The following is a 15,775-nucleotide window of genomic DNA, read 5'->3' on the forward strand; positions in this document are numbered from 1 at the left end:
CCCGTGCTGGGAGGATGGACGTTGTGACTGGAACGACTGGAACGCTGGTACTCGCAGGGACCCCCATCGGCGATGTGGCGGACGCCCCGCCACGACTCGCCGCCGAACTGGAGACGGCCGATGTCGTCGCCGCCGAGGACACCCGCCGGCTGCGCCGGCTGACCCAGGCGCTGGGCATCCACACCACGGGGCGTGTCGTCTCCTACTTCGAGGGCAACGAGTCCGCCCGTACACCCGAACTCGTCGAGGCGCTGATGGGCGGCGCCCGCGTGCTGCTGGTCACGGACGCCGGAATGCCGTCCGTGTCCGACCCCGGCTACCGCCTGGTCGCCGCCGCCGTGGAGAAGGACATCAAGGTCACCGCGGTGCCGGGCCCGTCGGCGGTGCTCACCGCCCTCGCGCTGTCCGCGCTGCCGGTGGACCGGTTCTGCTTCGAGGGCTTCCTGCCGCGCAAGGCCGGTGAGCGCCTCGGCAAGCTCCGTGAGGTCGCCGACGAGCGCCGCACCATGGTCTTCTTCGAGGCCCCGCACCGGCTCGACGACACCCTCGCCGCGATGGCCGAGGTCTTCGGCGCCGACCGGCGCGCCGCGGTGTGCCGGGAGCTGACCAAGACGTACGAGGAAGTGAAGCGCGGCCCGCTGGGCGACCTCGCCGTCTGGGCGGCCGAGGGCGTACGCGGCGAGATCACCGTCGTCGTCGAGGGCGCGGCCGAGTCCGGAGGCGAGGAACTGGACGCCGAGGAGCTGGTGCGCAGGGTGCAGGTGCGCGAGGAGGCGGGGGAGCGGCGAAAGGAGGCGATCGCCGCCGTCGCCGCCGCGGCGGGGCTGCCCAAGCGCGAGGTGTTCGACGCGGTCGTCGCAGCAAAGAATGCGGCTCGGACCGGCCCAGCGGACGGCAAAGGACTATCGTGAAAGGCAAAGCGCGAGCCGCGTTCCGGCCCCTTTTGCCACGAGAAGGCCAAAACCGGTCCAACACTCGACAGGGCCCGGTGCGCTCCCGCCGGTAAAGGCGTCCACTGGATCCAGGACGCATTCTCCGGAGTGCTTGTCCGGCGGACAAGAGGAGCAGGCATGAGCGAGATCGCATCAACCACCGTGCACGAGGCGTATGCCTTCGCCTGCATGAGGTGCGGATACGGCTGGGAACAGGCCTACGAAATAGAGCACCACATCGACGCCTCCCACCATGCGTACGTGGTCTACAAGGCGGACGGCGAACGCGTGCCGTCACCGCTTTCCACACCGACCTGCACGAACTGCGGCGGACACGTCGTCCGGATCATGCGGGCCGGCCGGGTGTCGTCGGTTCAGCAGCTGCTCCAGAGCCGCCGCCCGGCCGACGCCGACACGGAGGCGCGGGAGCCCGTCGCCGCCACCGCCGCTCCCACGGGCGACCGCCACTGGCACTTCTCCGACCTGCTCCATCCCTTCCACCGACGGTGATGCCCGCACGGTGACCTCACCGGCCACGGTCCTCGTACGATCGTGGCCATGAGCCGTACCGAAGCCCCGCCGCTGCCCGAGCCCCTCCGGGTGCCGGTCGCCGATTCGCACACCCATCTGGACATGCAGGACGGCACCGTCGAGGAGGCCCTCGCCAGGGCCGCCGCGGTGAACGTGACGACCGTGATCCAGGTGGGCTGCGACGTGAAGGGCTCCCGCTGGGCGTCCGAGACGGCGGCCGCGCACGCGAGTGTGTACGCGGCCGTGGCCCTGCACCCCAACGAGGCGCCGAGGATCGTCCACGGCGATCCGGACGGCTGGTCGCGCCAGGGGGCACGCGAGGGCGGCGGGGACGCCGCGCTGCACGAGGCGCTCGCCGAGATCGACGCGCTGGCCGCACTGGACCACGTCCGCGGCGTCGGCGAGACGGGCCTCGACCACTTCCGCACCGGCCCCGAGGGCATGGCCGCCCAGGAGGAGTCCTTCCGGGCCCACATCGAGATCGCCAAACGGCACGACAAGGCGCTCGTCATCCACGATCGCGAGGCGCACGCCGATGTGCTGCGCATCCTGGCCGACGCGGGCGCCCCCGAGCGGACCGTCTTCCACTGCTACTCGGGCGACGCCGACATGGCCCGGGTGTGCGCGGACGCCGGGTACTTCATGTCCTTCGCGGGCAACATGACGTTCAAGAACGCCCAGCCGCTGCGCGACGCCCTGGCCGTGGCGCCGATGGAACTGGTCCTGGTCGAGACGGACGCCCCCTTCCTCACCCCCGCGCCGTACCGCGGACGGCCTAACGCGCCCTACCTGATTCCGGTCACGCTGCGCGCCATGGCAGCCGTCAAGGGCGTCGACGAGGACACCCTGGCGTCGGCGATCGCCGACAACACGGCTCGCGCGTTCGACTACTGAGCGAAGCTCCGCCACGCTGGGTAGTCGCGTCGCTTTGGAGAGTGACCCGCCGCTCCGCTATCGTCCCGGGCGCGCAAGAGTGAGCCGGCCGGTACGGATCTTCTGGAGCGAGCGTCGTGAGCAATTCGCAGGGCAGTCACCGTGCAGCACGCGGCAGGGGGCGTACGGCGGGCACCGGGACGCGCGGGCCCGCCACCGTCGTCGTGCCGGGCCCGTCCCCCGTACCGCCGCACGAGGAGCTGACGCTCGCCGCGTGGCCCCGCCGCACGCCGACCGTCGTCGACATGCCCACGGGCCGGACCGTGGCCGCGACCGGCGGCGCGAGCCGTACCGCGCAGGCCCCCACCGTCACCGCGCTCCCCGTGCCGGCCTCCGGCGGCAGGCCCGGTGCGCGGAGGGGTGCTCGGCGGCGCCGGGTGTCCGTGCGTCCCGAGCAGCTGCGCCGCCTGGTGCCGCAGGCCCTCGTGGTGGCGTTCCTGGCGGGCGGGACGACTGCGTTCGTCGCCGAGGACAAGGCCGTGACGCTGGACCTCGACGGGGAGCCCCGCACCCTGCACACCTTCGCGGACGACGTCGGAGAACTCCTCGCCGAACAGGGCATCGACGCCGACGACGGCACCGCGGTGTCCCCGGCCCCCGGCACCCGCCTCTCCGACGGTGACGTGATCACCGTCGGCGGCCCCCGCCCGGTGACGCTCACGCTCGACGGGGTGCGGCGCCGGGTCTGGACCTCCGAAGCCACCGTGGGCGCCGCCCTGCGCCGGCTCGGCGTGCGGGCCGACGGCGCCTACCTCTCCGTCCCCCCGGCCGCGCCGATCGGGCGCAACGGACTGACGCTGGACGTGCGCACCGAGCGCACCGTCACCGTGATGGCCGACGGCCGCGAGCACACCGTCCGCACCAACGCCGCCACCGTCCGCGAGGCCGTGGCCGGGGCCGGAGTGATCCTGCACGGCGAGGACACCACGTCCGTGGCCCCGGAGAGCTTCCCGCGCGAGGGCCAGACCGTCTCGGTGCTCCGGATCGCCACCCTCAAGGTGGTGCGTGAGGAGCTGCTGCCGTACGGCGTGGAGCGGTCCGGTGACGGGTCCCTGGCCGTCGGCACGGAGGTGGTCGAACGGGAGGGGCGGGACGGGTCGCGCCGGGTCATGTACGCCCTGCGGACCGTCAACGGTGTGCGGCAGAAGCCCCGCGTGCTGGCCTCGGAGGTCGTACGGGAGCCGGTCAGCCAGGTGGTGAAGGCCGGCACCGGGCCCCGCACGGCCGGGCGGGGGAGGAAGCCGGACCTCCAGCGGGGGCGGGCCCCCGGGGGCGCTCAGCGGCCGTAGGCTTAACGGGTGAGCACCACAGAGCCCGACGCCCTCCTGGGCCCCGCAGACATCCGCGAGCTGGCCGCGACGCTGGGCGTACGCCCCACGAAGCAGCGCGGTCAGAACTTCGTCATCGACGCCAACACGGTCCGCCGGATCGTGCGCACCGCGGAGGTCCGCCCCGACGACGTGGTGGTGGAGGTCGGCCCCGGTCTGGGCTCGCTGACCCTGGCGCTTCTGGAGGCGGCCGACCGGGTCGTGGCCGTCGAGATCGACGACGTACTGGCGAGCGCCCTGCCGGCCACGGTCGCCGCCCGGATGCCCGGGCGCGCCGACCGGTTCAGCCTCGTCCACTCGGACGCGATGCTCGTGCGTGAGCTGCCGGGCCCCCCGCCGACCGCGCTGGTCGCCAACCTCCCGTACAACGTCGCGGTGCCCGTGCTGCTCACCATGCTCGACCGCTTCCCCAGCATCGAGCGGACCCTGGTCATGGTGCAGGCCGAGGTCGCCGACCGGCTGGCCGCCAGGCCCGGCAACAAGGTCTACGGCGTGCCGTCGGTGAAGGCCAACTGGTACACCGACGTCAAGCGCGCCGGCTCCATCGGCCGCAAGGTCTTCTGGCCCGCGCCGAACGTCGACTCCGGCCTGGTGTCGCTGGTGCGCAGGACCGAGCCCGTCGCCACCACGGCGAGCAAGGCCGAGGTCTTCGCGGTCGTCGACGCCGCCTTCGCCCAGCGTCGCAAGACGCTGCGCGCGGCCCTGGCCGGCTGGGCGGGCTCCGCCCCCGCCGCCGAAGCGGCCCTGGTCGCGGCCGGCATCTCGCCGCAGGCCCGCGGAGAGGCACTCACGGTCGAGGAGTTCGCCGCCATCGCCGAGAACAAGCCGGAGCTGTCCGCATGAGCGAGAGCGTCACCGTCCGGGTACCCGCCAAGGTCAACGTCCAGCTCACGGTCGGCGCCGCGCGCCCCGACGGCTTCCACGACCTCGCCAACGTGTTCCTCGCCGTCGGCCTGTACGACGAGGTCACCGTCACCCCGGCCGACGAGCTGCGCATCACCTGCTCGGGCCCGGACGCCGCCCAGGTGCCGCTGGACGCCTCCAACCTCGCCGCCCGCGCCGCGATCGCGCTGGCCGAGCGGCACGGCGTCGCGCCCGATGTGCACATCCACATCGCCAAGGACATCCCCGTCGCGGGCGGCATGGCGGGCGGCAGCGCCGACGGGGCAGGCGCGCTGCTGGCGTGCGACGCGCTCTGGTCCACCGGCGCCACCCGCGACGAGCTCCTCGCCCTCTGTGCCGAGCTGGGCAGCGATGTGCCGTTCAGCCTGGTCGGCGGGGCCGCCCTCGGGGTCGGCCGCGGGGAGCAGCTGACCCCCGTCGAGGTCGGCGGCACCTTCCACTGGGTCTTCGCGGTCGCCGACGGCGGCCTCTCCACCCCGGCCGTCTACCGCGAGTTCGACCGGCTCACGGCGGGCACCCACGTGCCCGAGCCCGCCGCGTCCACCGCACTGCTGGACGCACTGCGGTCCGGAGACCCGGTCGCGCTCGCCGCGACCCTCGGCAACGACCTGCAGGCCGCCGCGCTGTCGCTCCGGCCCTCGCTGGCCGACACACTCGCGGCGGGCACCGCCGCGGGCGCACTGGCCGCGCTGGTCTCGGGCTCCGGGCCGACCACCGCGTTCCTCACCGAGGACGAGGCGTCGGCCCGCAAGGTCGCCGACGCGCTGACCGCCTCGGGGACCTGCCGCACCGCCCGGATCGCGGCGTCCCCGGCGCCGGGCGCCACACTCCGCTGAGCGCGACGCCCCGGCCGGGCTCCCGGGCCGGGGCATCGTGGACGTGGCGTGGTTCAGCCGAGCCGCACGCTCCGCTTCGCCAGCTCGAACGCCGGGAGCATCCCCTTGTGCTCCTGCGCGTCCAGCCCGCCCACGTGCACCACGACCGGCCCGTCCGGGGTGGCGACGGCGAAGGCGCGGGCCGGGCGCGACTCCTCCATGATCTTGCTGTAAATCGTGTAGCCCACCTCGGTCACGGCCAGCTTTCCGACCGTGGTCTGCGTGTACGTGATCTTCGAGGCGTTCTCGTCGGCCTTCACGAAGCCCTCCAGGGCCCGGCGCGCCGTGCTCCCCTTGCCGTCGCCCTGCCACACCCGCAGGAAGCCGATGTGCCCCGCGGGCTTCGCGTCGATCTCGCAGACCATGCTCACCGGCCCCTGCGTACTGAGCGCGGCGAACTCCGAGTCCGCCTCGACGGGCTCCACGGCCTTCGCCTTCCAGTGCTGCGCCAGGTCGAAGACGACCGGCAGCTCGCATCCGGAACCGGAACCGCCGACCGTGCCGCCCTTCGCCGCGGCCTTGTCGCCCGCCCCGTGTGCGGCCGCGCCGCCGCCCGGCTTCGTGTCCGCCTTCGCACCGTCGCCGGATGCCGACGAGCAGCCCGTCAGCGCGACGGCTGCCAGCAGGACGGGCGCCAGCCCGCGAACCGTACGTCGTGTCATGAAGTCCCCCACCCGGTGAGGCCCGGGAACCGCCCCGGGCCTTGATCAATCCGCGCAAGGTACCGCACCGAGGTGTCCGCGCGACCGCCGTGCCCGGCCTGTCCCGCACGGGTGAGCGGGCGCTCGTACGGAGTCCGGCGCCGCGGCGACTACGCTGAAGGTCAGTGTTTCTCCTTCGAGCTGGAGCGTTTGTGGCCGTCAACCTCGTCAATGTCGAGCAGGTCAGCAAGGTGTACGGCACCCGTGCGCTGCTCGACGGTGTGTCCCTCGGTGTGTCCGAAGGGGACCGGATCGGTGTCGTCGGTCGTAACGGAGACGGCAAGACGACCCTCATCCGGATGCTCGCCAAGCTGGAGGAGGCGGACACCGGCCGGGTCACGCACAACGGCGGGCTGCGCCTCGGCGTCCTGACCCAGCACGACTCCCTCGACCCGAAGGCCACGATCCGCCACGAGGTCATCGGCGATCTCGCCGACCACGAGTGGGCGGGCAGCGCCAAGATCCGCGACGTGCTGACCGGGCTCTTCGGCGGCCTCGACCTGGCCGGCTTCGAGCAGGGCCTGGACACCGTCATCGCCCCGCTCTCCGGTGGCGAGCGCCGCCGGATCGCGCTGGCCAAGCTGCTCATCGCCGAGCAGGACCTGATCGTCCTCGACGAGCCGACCAACCACCTCGACGTCGAGGGCATCTCCTGGCTCGCCGGACATCTGCGCGCCCGCCGCTCCGCACTGGTCTGCGTCACCCACGACCGGTGGTTCCTCGACCAGGTCTGCACCCGCATGTGGGACGTCCAGCGCGGCACGGTCCACGAGTACGAGGGCGGCTACAGCGACTACGTCTTCGCCCGGGCCGAACGGGAGCGGATCGCCGCCACCGAAGAGGGCAAGCGGCAGAACCTGATGCGCAAGGAGCTGGCCTGGCTGCGGCGCGGCGCCCCCGCCCGTACGTCCAAGCCCCGCTACCGCATCGAGGCGGCCAACGAGCTGATCGCCGACGTGCCGCCGCCCCGTGACACCAGCGCGCTGATGAAGTTCGCCAACGCCCGGCTCGGCAAGACGGTCTTCGAGCTGGAGGACGTGACCGTCCAGGCCGGACCCAAGACGCTGCTCACCCACCTCACCTGGCAGCTCGGCCCCGGCGACCGGATCGGCCTGGTCGGGGTCAACGGTGCCGGCAAGACCTCGCTGCTGCGGGCGCTGGAGCAGGCGGCCCGCACCCAGGGCGAGGCGCAGCCGGCGGCCGGCAAGATCGTCGTCGGAAAGACCGTGAAGCTGGCCTACCTCTCGCAGGAGGTCGCGGAGCTCAACCCGAACCTCCGGGTGCTGGAGGCCGTGCAGCAGGTGCGCGACCGGGTCGACCTCGGCAAGGGCCGGGAGATGACCGCGGGCCAGCTCTGCGAGCAGTTCGGCTTCTCGAAGGAGAAGCAGTGGACGCCGGTCGGTGACCTGTCGGGCGGTGAGCGCCGCAGGCTGCAGATCCTGCGGCTGCTGATGGACGAGCCGAACGTCCTCTTCCTCGACGAGCCCACCAACGACCTCGACATCGAGACCCTGACCCAGCTGGAGGACCTCCTCGACGGCTGGCCCGGGTCGATGATCGTGATCTCCCACGACCGGTTCTTCATCGAGCGGACCACGGACCGGGTGCTGGCCCTTCTCGGCGACAAGTCGCTGCGGATGCTGCCGCGGGGCATCGACGAGTACCTGGAGCGCAGGCTGCAGATGGCCGGGGCCGCAACCCCCGCCGCCGTACCCTCCGCGGCCTCCCCGGCCACCGCCCCGGCACCCGGCGTCTCGCCGCAGGAGGCACGTGCGGCCAAGAAGGAGCTGCAGAAGGTCGAGCGGCAGCTCGACAAGATGTCGACCCGTGAGACGACGCTGCACGCCCAGATCGCCGACAACGCCACGGACTTCGAGAAGGTCGCGAAGCTCGACGCCGAACTGCGCGAACTGGTCGCGGAACGCGATGTGTTGGAGATGCGCTGGCTGGAACTGGCCGAGGACGCCTGACCGCACGCCGAAGCGTGTGGGGCCTGTCCGGCGGAGCGCCTCGGCAGGCCCCGGCTGCGTGGTGGGGGCAACTGTCGTGACCGGTGTGGCCGATGAGGTCTGTGGGACGGGTGGTAGAAAGAAACCCTGCCCGGTGCGGCAGCCGAACCTCGGCGCACCGCACGGACCGCCGGAACGACAACGGAACAGGGGGACGGGCCGATGAGCCAGCCGCCCGGACAGCAGCCGCCACAGGGCGGGTTCGGAGCTCCTGACGACCCGCCGTCCGGCGCCCAGCCGCAGCCGACCGGCCCGTACGGCGGTCAGCCCGGCCCGTACACGCAGCCCGGCCCGTACGGCGGTCAGCCCGGCCCGTACACGCAGCCCGGTTCGTACGGCGGTCAGCCCGGCCCGTACACGCAGCCCGGTTCGTACGGCGGTCAGCCCGGCCCGTACACGCAGCCCGGTTCGTACGGCGGTCAGCCCGGCCCGTACACGCAGCCCGGTTCGTACGGCGGTCAGCCCGGCCCGTACACCCAGCCGACGCAGGGGTACGGGTACGGCTACCCGCCCCAGCAACAGCCCCAGCAGCAGGGCTACGGCTATCCGACGCAGCCTCCACGCCCCAGCGGTCCGCAGGGCGGCGGCCGGTTCCGGGGCCGGACCGGGATGATCATCGGCGGCCTGCTCGCTGTGGTGCTCCTGGCCGGCGCCGGTATCTGGCTCGCCTCCGGCGACGACGGCAAGCCCACGGCGAACGGCGGCCACAGCTCCGCGCCGCCGCCGCCCTCCCCCACCGGGAGCGGGCCGGACGACGACGAGAACAACGACACGATCAGCCCGCGCGCCGAGGCCGCCGCCATCAACGCGAAGCGCAAGCCGGGGGAGGCGAAGGCCCTCTGGCTGCAGAGGAGCGGTGTCGATCTGCCGGAGGGCGGCGAGGACGTGTACGGCCCGTGGTTCGCCGGCGACATCGTCGTCACGGCCATGTACCACACCGTCACGGGCTATTCGATCTCAGACGGCACGCTCAAGTGGAGCCTGCGGCTGCCCACCAACGCGTGCGCGGCGCCCACGCAGCCCACCGCGGACGGCAAGATCGTCCTGGGCATCGAGCACAGCACCGCGAGCGACGCGTTCTGCGACAACCTTCAGATGGTCGACCTCACGACGGGCAAGGCGGGCTGGCGCAAGGCGTACGTCCGCGACGGTGCCTGGGACGGGCTCTCCGACCTCGCGATGGCGATCAACGCGGACACCGTGACCGTGGGGCGCACCAGCAGGACCGACGCCTTCCGGGTCAGCGACGGCAAGGTGCTGTTCGGGAAACTACCGGGCAACTGCCAGCCGTTCGGCTTCGCCAGCGGTCCCGTGGCGATCGCCGCGGCGAGCTGTCAGACCGCCGCGGACGACCACAAGGAACACCTGGTGCAGCGGATCGACCCCGCCACCGGCAAGGTCCAGTGGACGTACAAGGTCAAGAAGGGCTGGCAGGTCGCGCAGATCTACTCCGCCGATCCCCTCGTGATCTCGCTCAAGCAGGAGAAGAAGTGGGGCATCCTGGTGCTCAACGCCAACGGCACCTATCGCACCCAGCTCTCCGGCGGGCCGGGCAACTACGCGCCCAAGTGCGACAAGGACCAGCGCGTCCAGGGGTCCAACCTCGACAGCTGCGTCGGGGTGGCCGCCGGTGCGAACACCTTCTACATGGCGACCGGGGCCGTCGACCTCAAAGCCGGTGAGGGCAACAAGGTCGCCGCCTTCGACCTGTCCACCGGCAAGTTCAAGTGGACCGTCACCTCGCCGGTGGACCAGCCCCTCACGCCGCTGCGGACGGAGGGCGGCAAGCTGCTGATGTACCTCGCGCCGGCCAAGAACAAGGGCGGTGGCATCGCCTCCCTCCCGTCCACCGGCGGTGACTGGAAGATGCTGCTGCGGCACCCGGCCGCGGCCGCCACCGTCGAGCGCGCCTTCTTCGAGCCGCGTGTCTCCTACGTGGGCGGACGCAGCTTCCTCACGCATTCGAGGATCAGCGGCATGGACGACGAGGAAATCGAGACGCGATCCCTCGCTGCCTTCGGCAACTGACGGCCGCCTGAGGGCCTGCGGGGAAGCGACACCTTGATTCCCTGCAGGCCCTCAGGCGTAACGGCGGCATCACGGGCCGGTTCTCCCTTGGGAACAGGGAGGGACCGAACCGGAATGGGTGACGGGGCGGGTGGTACAAAGAAGCCCCGCTCGACTGACGTAACACTGCGGGATCCATGCCCGATTCGCTCCATTTCGCTGGTAATTCAGGGGTCTTGGCCGACCCTTGGGGCTCCGGCGTGATCGCGGGGGAGTCCGGACCGGGCACCGGACCGCATGAAGGGGGACGCGCTGATGACCCAGCCGCCCAGCCAGCAACCGCCGCAGGGAGGCTTCGGCGCTCCGCAGGGGCCGCCGCAGGGGATTCCTCAGCAGCCACCCCAGGGCCCGCCGCAGACGCCGCCGCCGGCGCAGCCGCCCCAGGCGCCGGCCGCCCAGCCGGGTTACGGCTACCCCCAGCAGCCGCCGCAGGCGCCGCAGCCGGGGTACGGCTACCCCCAGCAGCCCGGTCCGTACGCCCAGCAGCAGCCCGGTCCCTACGGCCAGCCGCAGCAGCCCGGTCCGTACGGCTCGCAGCCCGGCCCGTACGGGCAGCCGCAGCAGCCGGGTTACGGCTACCCGCAGCAGCAGTACCCCGGCGCACCCGTTCCGCCCGGTCCGGCGGGCCCCGGTGGCGGCAACCCCTTCAAGGGCAAGCCCGCCGTGATCATCGGTGCCGCGGTTGCCGCGCTCCTGGTCATAGGCGGCGGTGTCTACCTGGCGACGAGCGGCGGTGACGACGGCAAGAAGCCCGTCGTGAAGAAGAGCGAAGAGGTCCTGAAGCCGACCACCTCGCCGTCCGTCGACGAGGGCGACGGCAACGGCACCGGCCGGGAGGGCGACGACGACCTGAACGGCGGGCGCAAGCCCGGCGAGGCGAAGGTGCTCTGGCTCCAGACGAACGACGTCGACCTGCCGCGCAACGGCGCGGACGTGTACGGCCCGTGGATCGTCGGCGACACCATCGTCAAGGGCATGTACCGCACGGTCTCCGGCTACTCGGCGGCCGACGGCAAGCAGAAGTGGACGCTGAAGCTGCCCGCGGACATCTGTTCCGCGCCGGCGCAGACGACCGCGGACGGCAAGATCGTCATCGCGGTCAAGAACGGCACGACCGACAAGGCCGACTGCTCCGACCTCCAGCTGATCGACCTCAACACCGGCAAGGCGGGCTGGAAGAAGCCGGTCAAGAGCAGCGGGCTCTTCGACCTGATGTCGGACATCTCCCTGGCCATCAGCGGCAACACCGTGACGGTCGGCCGCACCGGCGCCTCCAACGCGTTCCGGGTGAGCGACGGCAAGGAGCTGTTCGGCAAGCGCGCCGGCATCTGCCAGCCGTTCGCCTTCGCGGGCGGCCCCAAGCTGATCGCCGCCACCAACTGCCGTACCGACGACCTCGACAACCCGCAGCAGCAGATCGAGCGGATCGACCCGAACACCGGCAAGCCCAAGTGGACCTACAAGCCCGCGCGTGGCTGGGAGGTCGACAAGGTCTACTCGGTGAGTCCCCTCATCGTGTCGCTGACCAAGGGAAGCAGCAGCGACAACAAGAAGTGGAGCATCCTCGCGTTCCGGGAGAACGGCACGCTCCGCTCCCAGATCGTCAGCGACAAGGGCGACAAGTTCGCACCGGACTGCGGTGGCGCGTTCGCCATCTTCGGTCAGCGCCTCGACGGGTGCACCGGTGTCGCGGCCGATGCCAACACCTTCTACATGGCGACGCAGGACGACACCAGCGGCTCCGCCCGCACCAACCAGGTCGTCGCGTTCAACCTGAACACCGGTAAGACGAAGTGGAAGGCGAAGGCCCCGGCCGGCCAGACCATGAAGCCGCTGCGGATGGAGGGCGCCGACGTGCTCCTCTACCTGGACGCCGGTTACAACAAGGGCGGCGGGATCGCGACCCTGGCACCCTCCGGTGGCAGCCCGAAGACGGTGCTCCAGCATCCGGCGTCGACGGCGCAGATCGAGAGCTCCTTCTGGGACGCGGAGGTGCTCTACGCGAACGGCCGCTCGTTCATCACGAGCGGGCGGGTCAGCGCGAGCAACGACGAAGAAGAGCTGGAGACGAAGACGATGATGGCCTTCGGCAAGTAACCGCTCTCCACGGCACCCGCAGGAACATCACCGGTCGCGGGCGGCACAGACCCGCCCGCGACCGGCTCCGGCCCACCGCCCCCCGAATCCCCTTCCCCCGAGGTACGCAACGCCATGACGCAGCCGCCCCAGCCGCCGCCCAACGACCCGCCGCAGGGCGGGTTCGGCGCGCCGCAGGACCCCCCACCCGGTGGTTTCGGTGCCCCGCAGGACACCCCGCCCGGTGGTTTCGGAGCCCCGCAGGACACTCCGCCCGATGGCTTCGGCGCACCGACGCCGCCGCCTGCCGACCCGTTCGGCAAGCAGCCGGCCACCCCGCCGCCCCCGGCCCCCGGTGCCTACGGGACCCCGCCGCCCGCCGGACCGCCCCAGCAGCAGCCCGGTTACGGCTACCCGCAGGGCCCGCCGCAGCAGTCCGGCTACGGATTCCCGCCCGGCCAGCCCCCTCAGCAGGGGTACGGGTTCCCGCCCGGCCAGGCCCCTCAGCAGGGCTACGGATTCCCGCCCGGCCAGCCGCCGCAGCAGGGCTACGGCTACCCGACCACCCCGATGCAGCAGCCGTACCAGCCGCAGCAGCCCGGCGGCGGACCCAAGAAGTTCTCCACCCAGTCCCGGATCATCGTCGCCGCGGCGGTCGCCGTGGCGCTGATCATCGGTGGCGGCGTCTGGTTCGCGTCCAGTGGCGGCGAGGGCGGCGGGAAGAAGGACGAGGCGTCCACCTCCACCGGCACCACCGGCGAGAACAAGGGCGGTTCGGACGACGGCGGCAGCACCGGAGGCGGTGGCAAGGAGAAGGCCCCGGCCAACGTCAAGTCCCAGGTCGGCTTCCAGCTCCCGCAGCCCAAGGTCACCGAGGTCACCACGGTCGCCGGCTCGTGGCTGACCGACAAGGCGTACGTGAAGACGGGCGTCAACGAGATCGTCGGCTACGACCTGGCCAAGGGCACCAAGCTCTGGTCGATCCCGCTGGACGGCCAGCTGTGCGCCGCGTCCCGGCACATGACCAAGGACTTCAAGACGGCCGTCGCCTTCGAGGAGGGCAAGCGGTCCGCGGCGAACAAGTACCCCAGCTGCAACCAGGTGGGCGCCCTTGACCTGAGCACCGGCAAGCTCATGTGGAACAAGTCGGTCACCGCCTCCACCGGTGGCGACCGCCCGGTCCGGTTCGACGAGATCACCCTCAGCGGCATCACGGTCGCCGCCGGTGGCACCGACGGCGGCGCGGCCTTCGACCTGAACACCGGCGCCGAGCGCTGGAAGCCGAAGGTCAGCACGGACGGCTGCTACGACAAGGGGTACGGCGGCGGCGAAGCGCTTGCGGTGGTCCGCAAGTGCGGTACGTACGACGACCCGCAGCTCGTCATCCAGGCGCTGAACCCGACCACCGGGGCCCCGCTCTCCTCGTACAAGATGCCGCCCGGAGTCGAATACGCGAGCATCGTCTCCACCAAGCCGCTCGTCGTCGCCGCCGATGTCGGCGACACCGCGGGCGACGGCAGCGGCATCTCGGACTTCTTCTCGATCGACGCGGCCAGCGGCAAGCTGCTGACCCGGATCGCGGCGGACGGCGAGAAGTACGCGGCGAGCTGCCGCGCCACCAAGGTGGAGAGCTGCCAGCACCTCACCGTCGGCAACAACCGCATCTACGTGCCCACCGAGGAGCACGAGGGCACCGAGGAGTACGGCCGGACCAACGAGATCGTCTCGTTCGACCTGACCACCGGCAAGCCGACCAGCGACCGGGCCGACGCAGGCGACCGCTACTCGATGTTCCCGGTCCGCATGGACGGCGGCAACATCATCGCGTACAAGGAGCCCCCCTACGACAAGGGCGGCCAGATCGTCTCCATCGACGGCGCGACCTTCAAGCAGACCGTGCTGATGGACAACCCGGCCGACGAGTCCGTCCGGGACGCGGAGACGAGCTTCTCCTCGGACTACGCCGAGTACCTCTACGGCGGCGGCAAGCTGTACATCTCCGAGACGATGGTCAGCAAGCCGCGGCAGAGCTCGCTGGACGACAAGGAGTACCTCGTCGTCTCGTTCAGCACGAGCTGACCGCGGCACATGCGTGAGGGGGTGGAGCCGGCCGGCTCCACCCCCTCACGCATGTCCCGCCCCGTCAGGACGAGCGGAGTCCCGGGGAGAGGCAGGATTCCCCCGAAGCCGATCCGTAATGGTCAGCAAGCAGGTCGCACCGGCCTGAATTCGGCCATGATGGGCCATCAACTCGCTCTCGAAGCACCCGATGTCGGCTATCTCGATCCTTCTGTCCGCTAAGACACCCGCCGCCTCGAACAAGCGTGTAACTTGCCGGGTCTAGAGAGGGCCGGGGGGCCTGCCGCTGCTATGGGGGGGTTGCTCGATGGGCGTGCGGCTCATGGTGGTCGATGACCACCGACTACTGGCCGAGGCGCTCGCCTCGGCACTGAAGCTGCGGGGGCACCGGGTGCTCGCCGCTGCCGCGCCCACCTCCGGTGCGGCGGAACTGGTGGTCAGCAGAGCTCCGGAGATCTGTCTTTTCGGCACGGGAGCGCCCGCCGAGCCGGGCACCTTCGACCCGATCGTCAGGATCAGGCGCGAGCGCCCGCAGACCGCCGTGGTGGTCCTGGGCCCCGTGCCCAGTCCGCGCGGCATCGCGGCGGCCTTCGCCGCAGGCGCCGCCGGGTACGTACGGCACGACGAGCGCATCGAGGGTGTGGAGCGGGCGATGGTCAAGGCGCGGGCGGGTGAGGCGGTGATCGCGCCGCAGCTGCTCCAGGGCGCCTTCGCCGAGCTGCTCAACCCCGCGGTGCAGCCGGACGACGAGGGCCGTCGGCTGCTGGGGATGCTCACCCCGCGCGAGGTCGAGGTCCTGGTCCGGGTCGCCGAGGGCGAGGACACCCGGCTGATCGCGGCCGGTATGCGGATCGCGCCCAGCACCGCCCGCACCCATGTGCAGCGCGTGCTGATGAAGCTGGGGGTCGGCTCCCGGCTGGAGGCGGCGGCACTCGCCGCCCGCACCGGTCTGCTGGACCGCGCGGCCCTGGGGACGCCGCAGGGGCCGGACACCGTCGGCTGACGGTGTCCGGCCCCTGCGACCGGCTACCGAGCGGGTGTCAGTTACCGGGTGCGTCCGTGGCGTCCGGCGCGGCGGCCGGCGGCTGGATCGGGCGCAGCTTCAGCCAGATCAGGAAGAACAGCCCCAGGGCCAGCATGGCGATGCCGGTCCACAGGTTGATGTGGACGCCCTCGGCCTTCTTCAGGTCCGCCTCGGACGGGCTGATCCCGGCGATGGTGACGATGATCCCGTAGACGACGAAGAGGCCGCCGATGATCCGCCGGATGTCGAACAGCCGGGCCGCCGTGGCGGACTTCTTCTCCAGATCGGAGACTTCCTTGTGCAGGTCGGACATGGTG

General features: G+C 71.7%; 13 protein-coding genes. 11 read left to right on the forward strand and 2 right to left on the reverse strand.

From position 1 onward, the window contains the following. The first annotated feature begins 14 nt into the window (after window positions 1-14). From rsmI to OG538_RS21930, 6 genes are all read left to right on the forward strand, one after another. Window positions 15-911: a 16S rRNA (cytidine(1402)-2'-O)-methyltransferase gene (rsmI, locus tag OG538_RS21905; protein WP_406096100.1), complete on the forward strand. Its 897-nt coding sequence runs from the start codon at window positions 15-17 to the stop codon at window positions 909-911. A gap of 159 nt (window positions 912-1,070) precedes the next feature. Further along, on the forward strand, window positions 1,071-1,442 hold the full coding sequence (locus OG538_RS21910; protein WP_406096102.1) for a hypothetical protein: 372 nt from the start codon (window positions 1,071-1,073) through the stop codon (window positions 1,440-1,442). A 48-nt stretch (window positions 1,443-1,490) separates the two neighbouring features. Further along, window positions 1,491-2,357: a TatD family hydrolase gene (locus OG538_RS21915; RefSeq protein ID WP_406096104.1), complete on the forward strand. Its 867-nt coding sequence runs from the start codon at window positions 1,491-1,493 to the stop codon at window positions 2,355-2,357. A 284-nt stretch (window positions 2,358-2,641) separates the two neighbouring features. Continuing rightward, the gene (locus tag OG538_RS21920; RefSeq protein WP_406100253.1) at window positions 2,642-3,685 is read left to right on the forward strand and encodes a ubiquitin-like domain-containing protein; all 1,044 of its coding nucleotides are present in this window, start codon (window positions 2,642-2,644) and stop codon (window positions 3,683-3,685) included. A 9-nt stretch (window positions 3,686-3,694) separates the two neighbouring features. Next, window positions 3,695-4,567, forward strand: coding sequence for a 16S rRNA (adenine(1518)-N(6)/adenine(1519)-N(6))-dimethyltransferase RsmA (gene rsmA, locus OG538_RS21925; RefSeq protein ID WP_406096106.1), 873 nt, complete (start codon window positions 3,695-3,697; stop codon window positions 4,565-4,567). Further along, entirely contained in the window at window positions 4,564-5,463 is a 900-nt protein-coding gene (locus tag OG538_RS21930) for a 4-(cytidine 5'-diphospho)-2-C-methyl-D-erythritol kinase (RefSeq protein ID WP_406096108.1), read from the forward strand. The genes rsmA and OG538_RS21930 overlap by 4 nt, the downstream gene beginning before the upstream one ends. 53 nt (window positions 5,464-5,516) lie before the next feature. Here OG538_RS21930 and OG538_RS21935 read toward each other — a convergent pair whose 3' ends face one another. Next, complete coding sequence (locus tag OG538_RS21935; RefSeq protein ID WP_406096110.1) at window positions 5,517-6,164, reverse strand: lipoprotein; 648 nt, start codon at window positions 6,162-6,164, stop codon at window positions 5,517-5,519. Window positions 6,165-6,355: 191 nt separating this feature from the next. On the opposite strand from OG538_RS21935, the gene OG538_RS21940 reads away from it, so the two are divergent. The 5 genes from OG538_RS21940 (at window position 6,356) to OG538_RS21960 (ending at window position 15,437) form a co-directional block, all read left to right on the forward strand. Further along, window positions 6,356-8,173, forward strand: coding sequence for an ABC-F family ATP-binding cassette domain-containing protein (locus OG538_RS21940; RefSeq protein ID WP_406096112.1), 1,818 nt, complete (start codon window positions 6,356-6,358; stop codon window positions 8,171-8,173). Between the two features lie 201 nt (window positions 8,174-8,374). Next, a complete protein-coding gene (locus tag OG538_RS21945; RefSeq protein WP_406096114.1) occupies window positions 8,375-10,240 on the forward strand; it encodes a PQQ-binding-like beta-propeller repeat protein in 1,866 nt (621 codons plus the stop codon). A gap of 294 nt (window positions 10,241-10,534) precedes the next feature. Beyond that, window positions 10,535-12,376, forward strand: coding sequence for a PQQ-binding-like beta-propeller repeat protein (locus tag OG538_RS21950; RefSeq protein ID WP_406096116.1), 1,842 nt, complete (start codon window positions 10,535-10,537; stop codon window positions 12,374-12,376). A 114-nt stretch (window positions 12,377-12,490) separates the two neighbouring features. Next, complete coding sequence (locus tag OG538_RS21955; RefSeq protein WP_406096118.1) at window positions 12,491-14,434, forward strand: PQQ-binding-like beta-propeller repeat protein; 1,944 nt, start codon at window positions 12,491-12,493, stop codon at window positions 14,432-14,434. Between the two features lie 307 nt (window positions 14,435-14,741). After that, entirely contained in the window at window positions 14,742-15,437 is a 696-nt protein-coding gene (locus OG538_RS21960) for a LuxR C-terminal-related transcriptional regulator (RefSeq protein WP_406096120.1), read from the forward strand. Between the two features lie 37 nt (window positions 15,438-15,474). Here OG538_RS21960 and OG538_RS21965 read toward each other — a convergent pair whose 3' ends face one another. Continuing rightward, complete coding sequence (locus OG538_RS21965) at window positions 15,475-15,771, reverse strand: hypothetical protein (protein WP_406096121.1); 297 nt, start codon at window positions 15,769-15,771, stop codon at window positions 15,475-15,477. Window positions 15,772-15,775: the final 4 nt, after the last annotated feature.

This window comes from Streptomyces sp. NBC_01013, from assembly GCF_045162765.1.
Taxonomy (GTDB): Bacteria; Actinomycetota; Actinomycetes; order Streptomycetales; family Streptomycetaceae; genus Streptomyces.

What these genes read in the sequence shown, in the direction of transcription:
- rsmI (WP_406096100.1), top strand. Translation starts at nt 15, where the DNA reads ATGGACGTTGTGACTGGAACGACTGGAACGCTGGTACTCGCAGGGACC.
- OG538_RS21910 (WP_406096102.1), top strand. Translation starts at nt 1,071, where the DNA reads ATGAGCGAGATCGCATCAACCACCGTGCACGAGGCGTATGCCTTCGCC.
- OG538_RS21915 (WP_406096104.1), top strand. Translation starts at nt 1,491, where the DNA reads ATGAGCCGTACCGAAGCCCCGCCGCTGCCCGAGCCCCTCCGGGTGCCG.
- OG538_RS21920 (WP_406100253.1), top strand. Translation starts at nt 2,642, where the DNA reads ATGCCCACGGGCCGGACCGTGGCCGCGACCGGCGGCGCGAGCCGTACC.
- OG538_RS21930 (WP_406096108.1), top strand. Translation starts at nt 4,564, where the DNA reads ATGAGCGAGAGCGTCACCGTCCGGGTACCCGCCAAGGTCAACGTCCAG.
- OG538_RS21935 (WP_406096110.1), bottom strand. Translation starts at nt 6,164, where the DNA reads ATGACACGACGTACGGTTCGCGGGCTGGCGCCCGTCCTGCTGGCAGCC.
- OG538_RS21945 (WP_406096114.1), top strand. Translation starts at nt 8,375, where the DNA reads ATGAGCCAGCCGCCCGGACAGCAGCCGCCACAGGGCGGGTTCGGAGCT.
- OG538_RS21950 (WP_406096116.1), top strand. Translation starts at nt 10,535, where the DNA reads ATGACCCAGCCGCCCAGCCAGCAACCGCCGCAGGGAGGCTTCGGCGCT.
- OG538_RS21955 (WP_406096118.1), top strand. Translation starts at nt 12,491, where the DNA reads ATGACGCAGCCGCCCCAGCCGCCGCCCAACGACCCGCCGCAGGGCGGG.
- OG538_RS21960 (WP_406096120.1), top strand. Translation starts at nt 14,742, where the DNA reads ATGGGCGTGCGGCTCATGGTGGTCGATGACCACCGACTACTGGCCGAG.
- OG538_RS21965 (WP_406096121.1), bottom strand. Translation starts at nt 15,771, where the DNA reads ATGTCCGACCTGCACAAGGAAGTCTCCGATCTGGAGAAGAAGTCCGCC.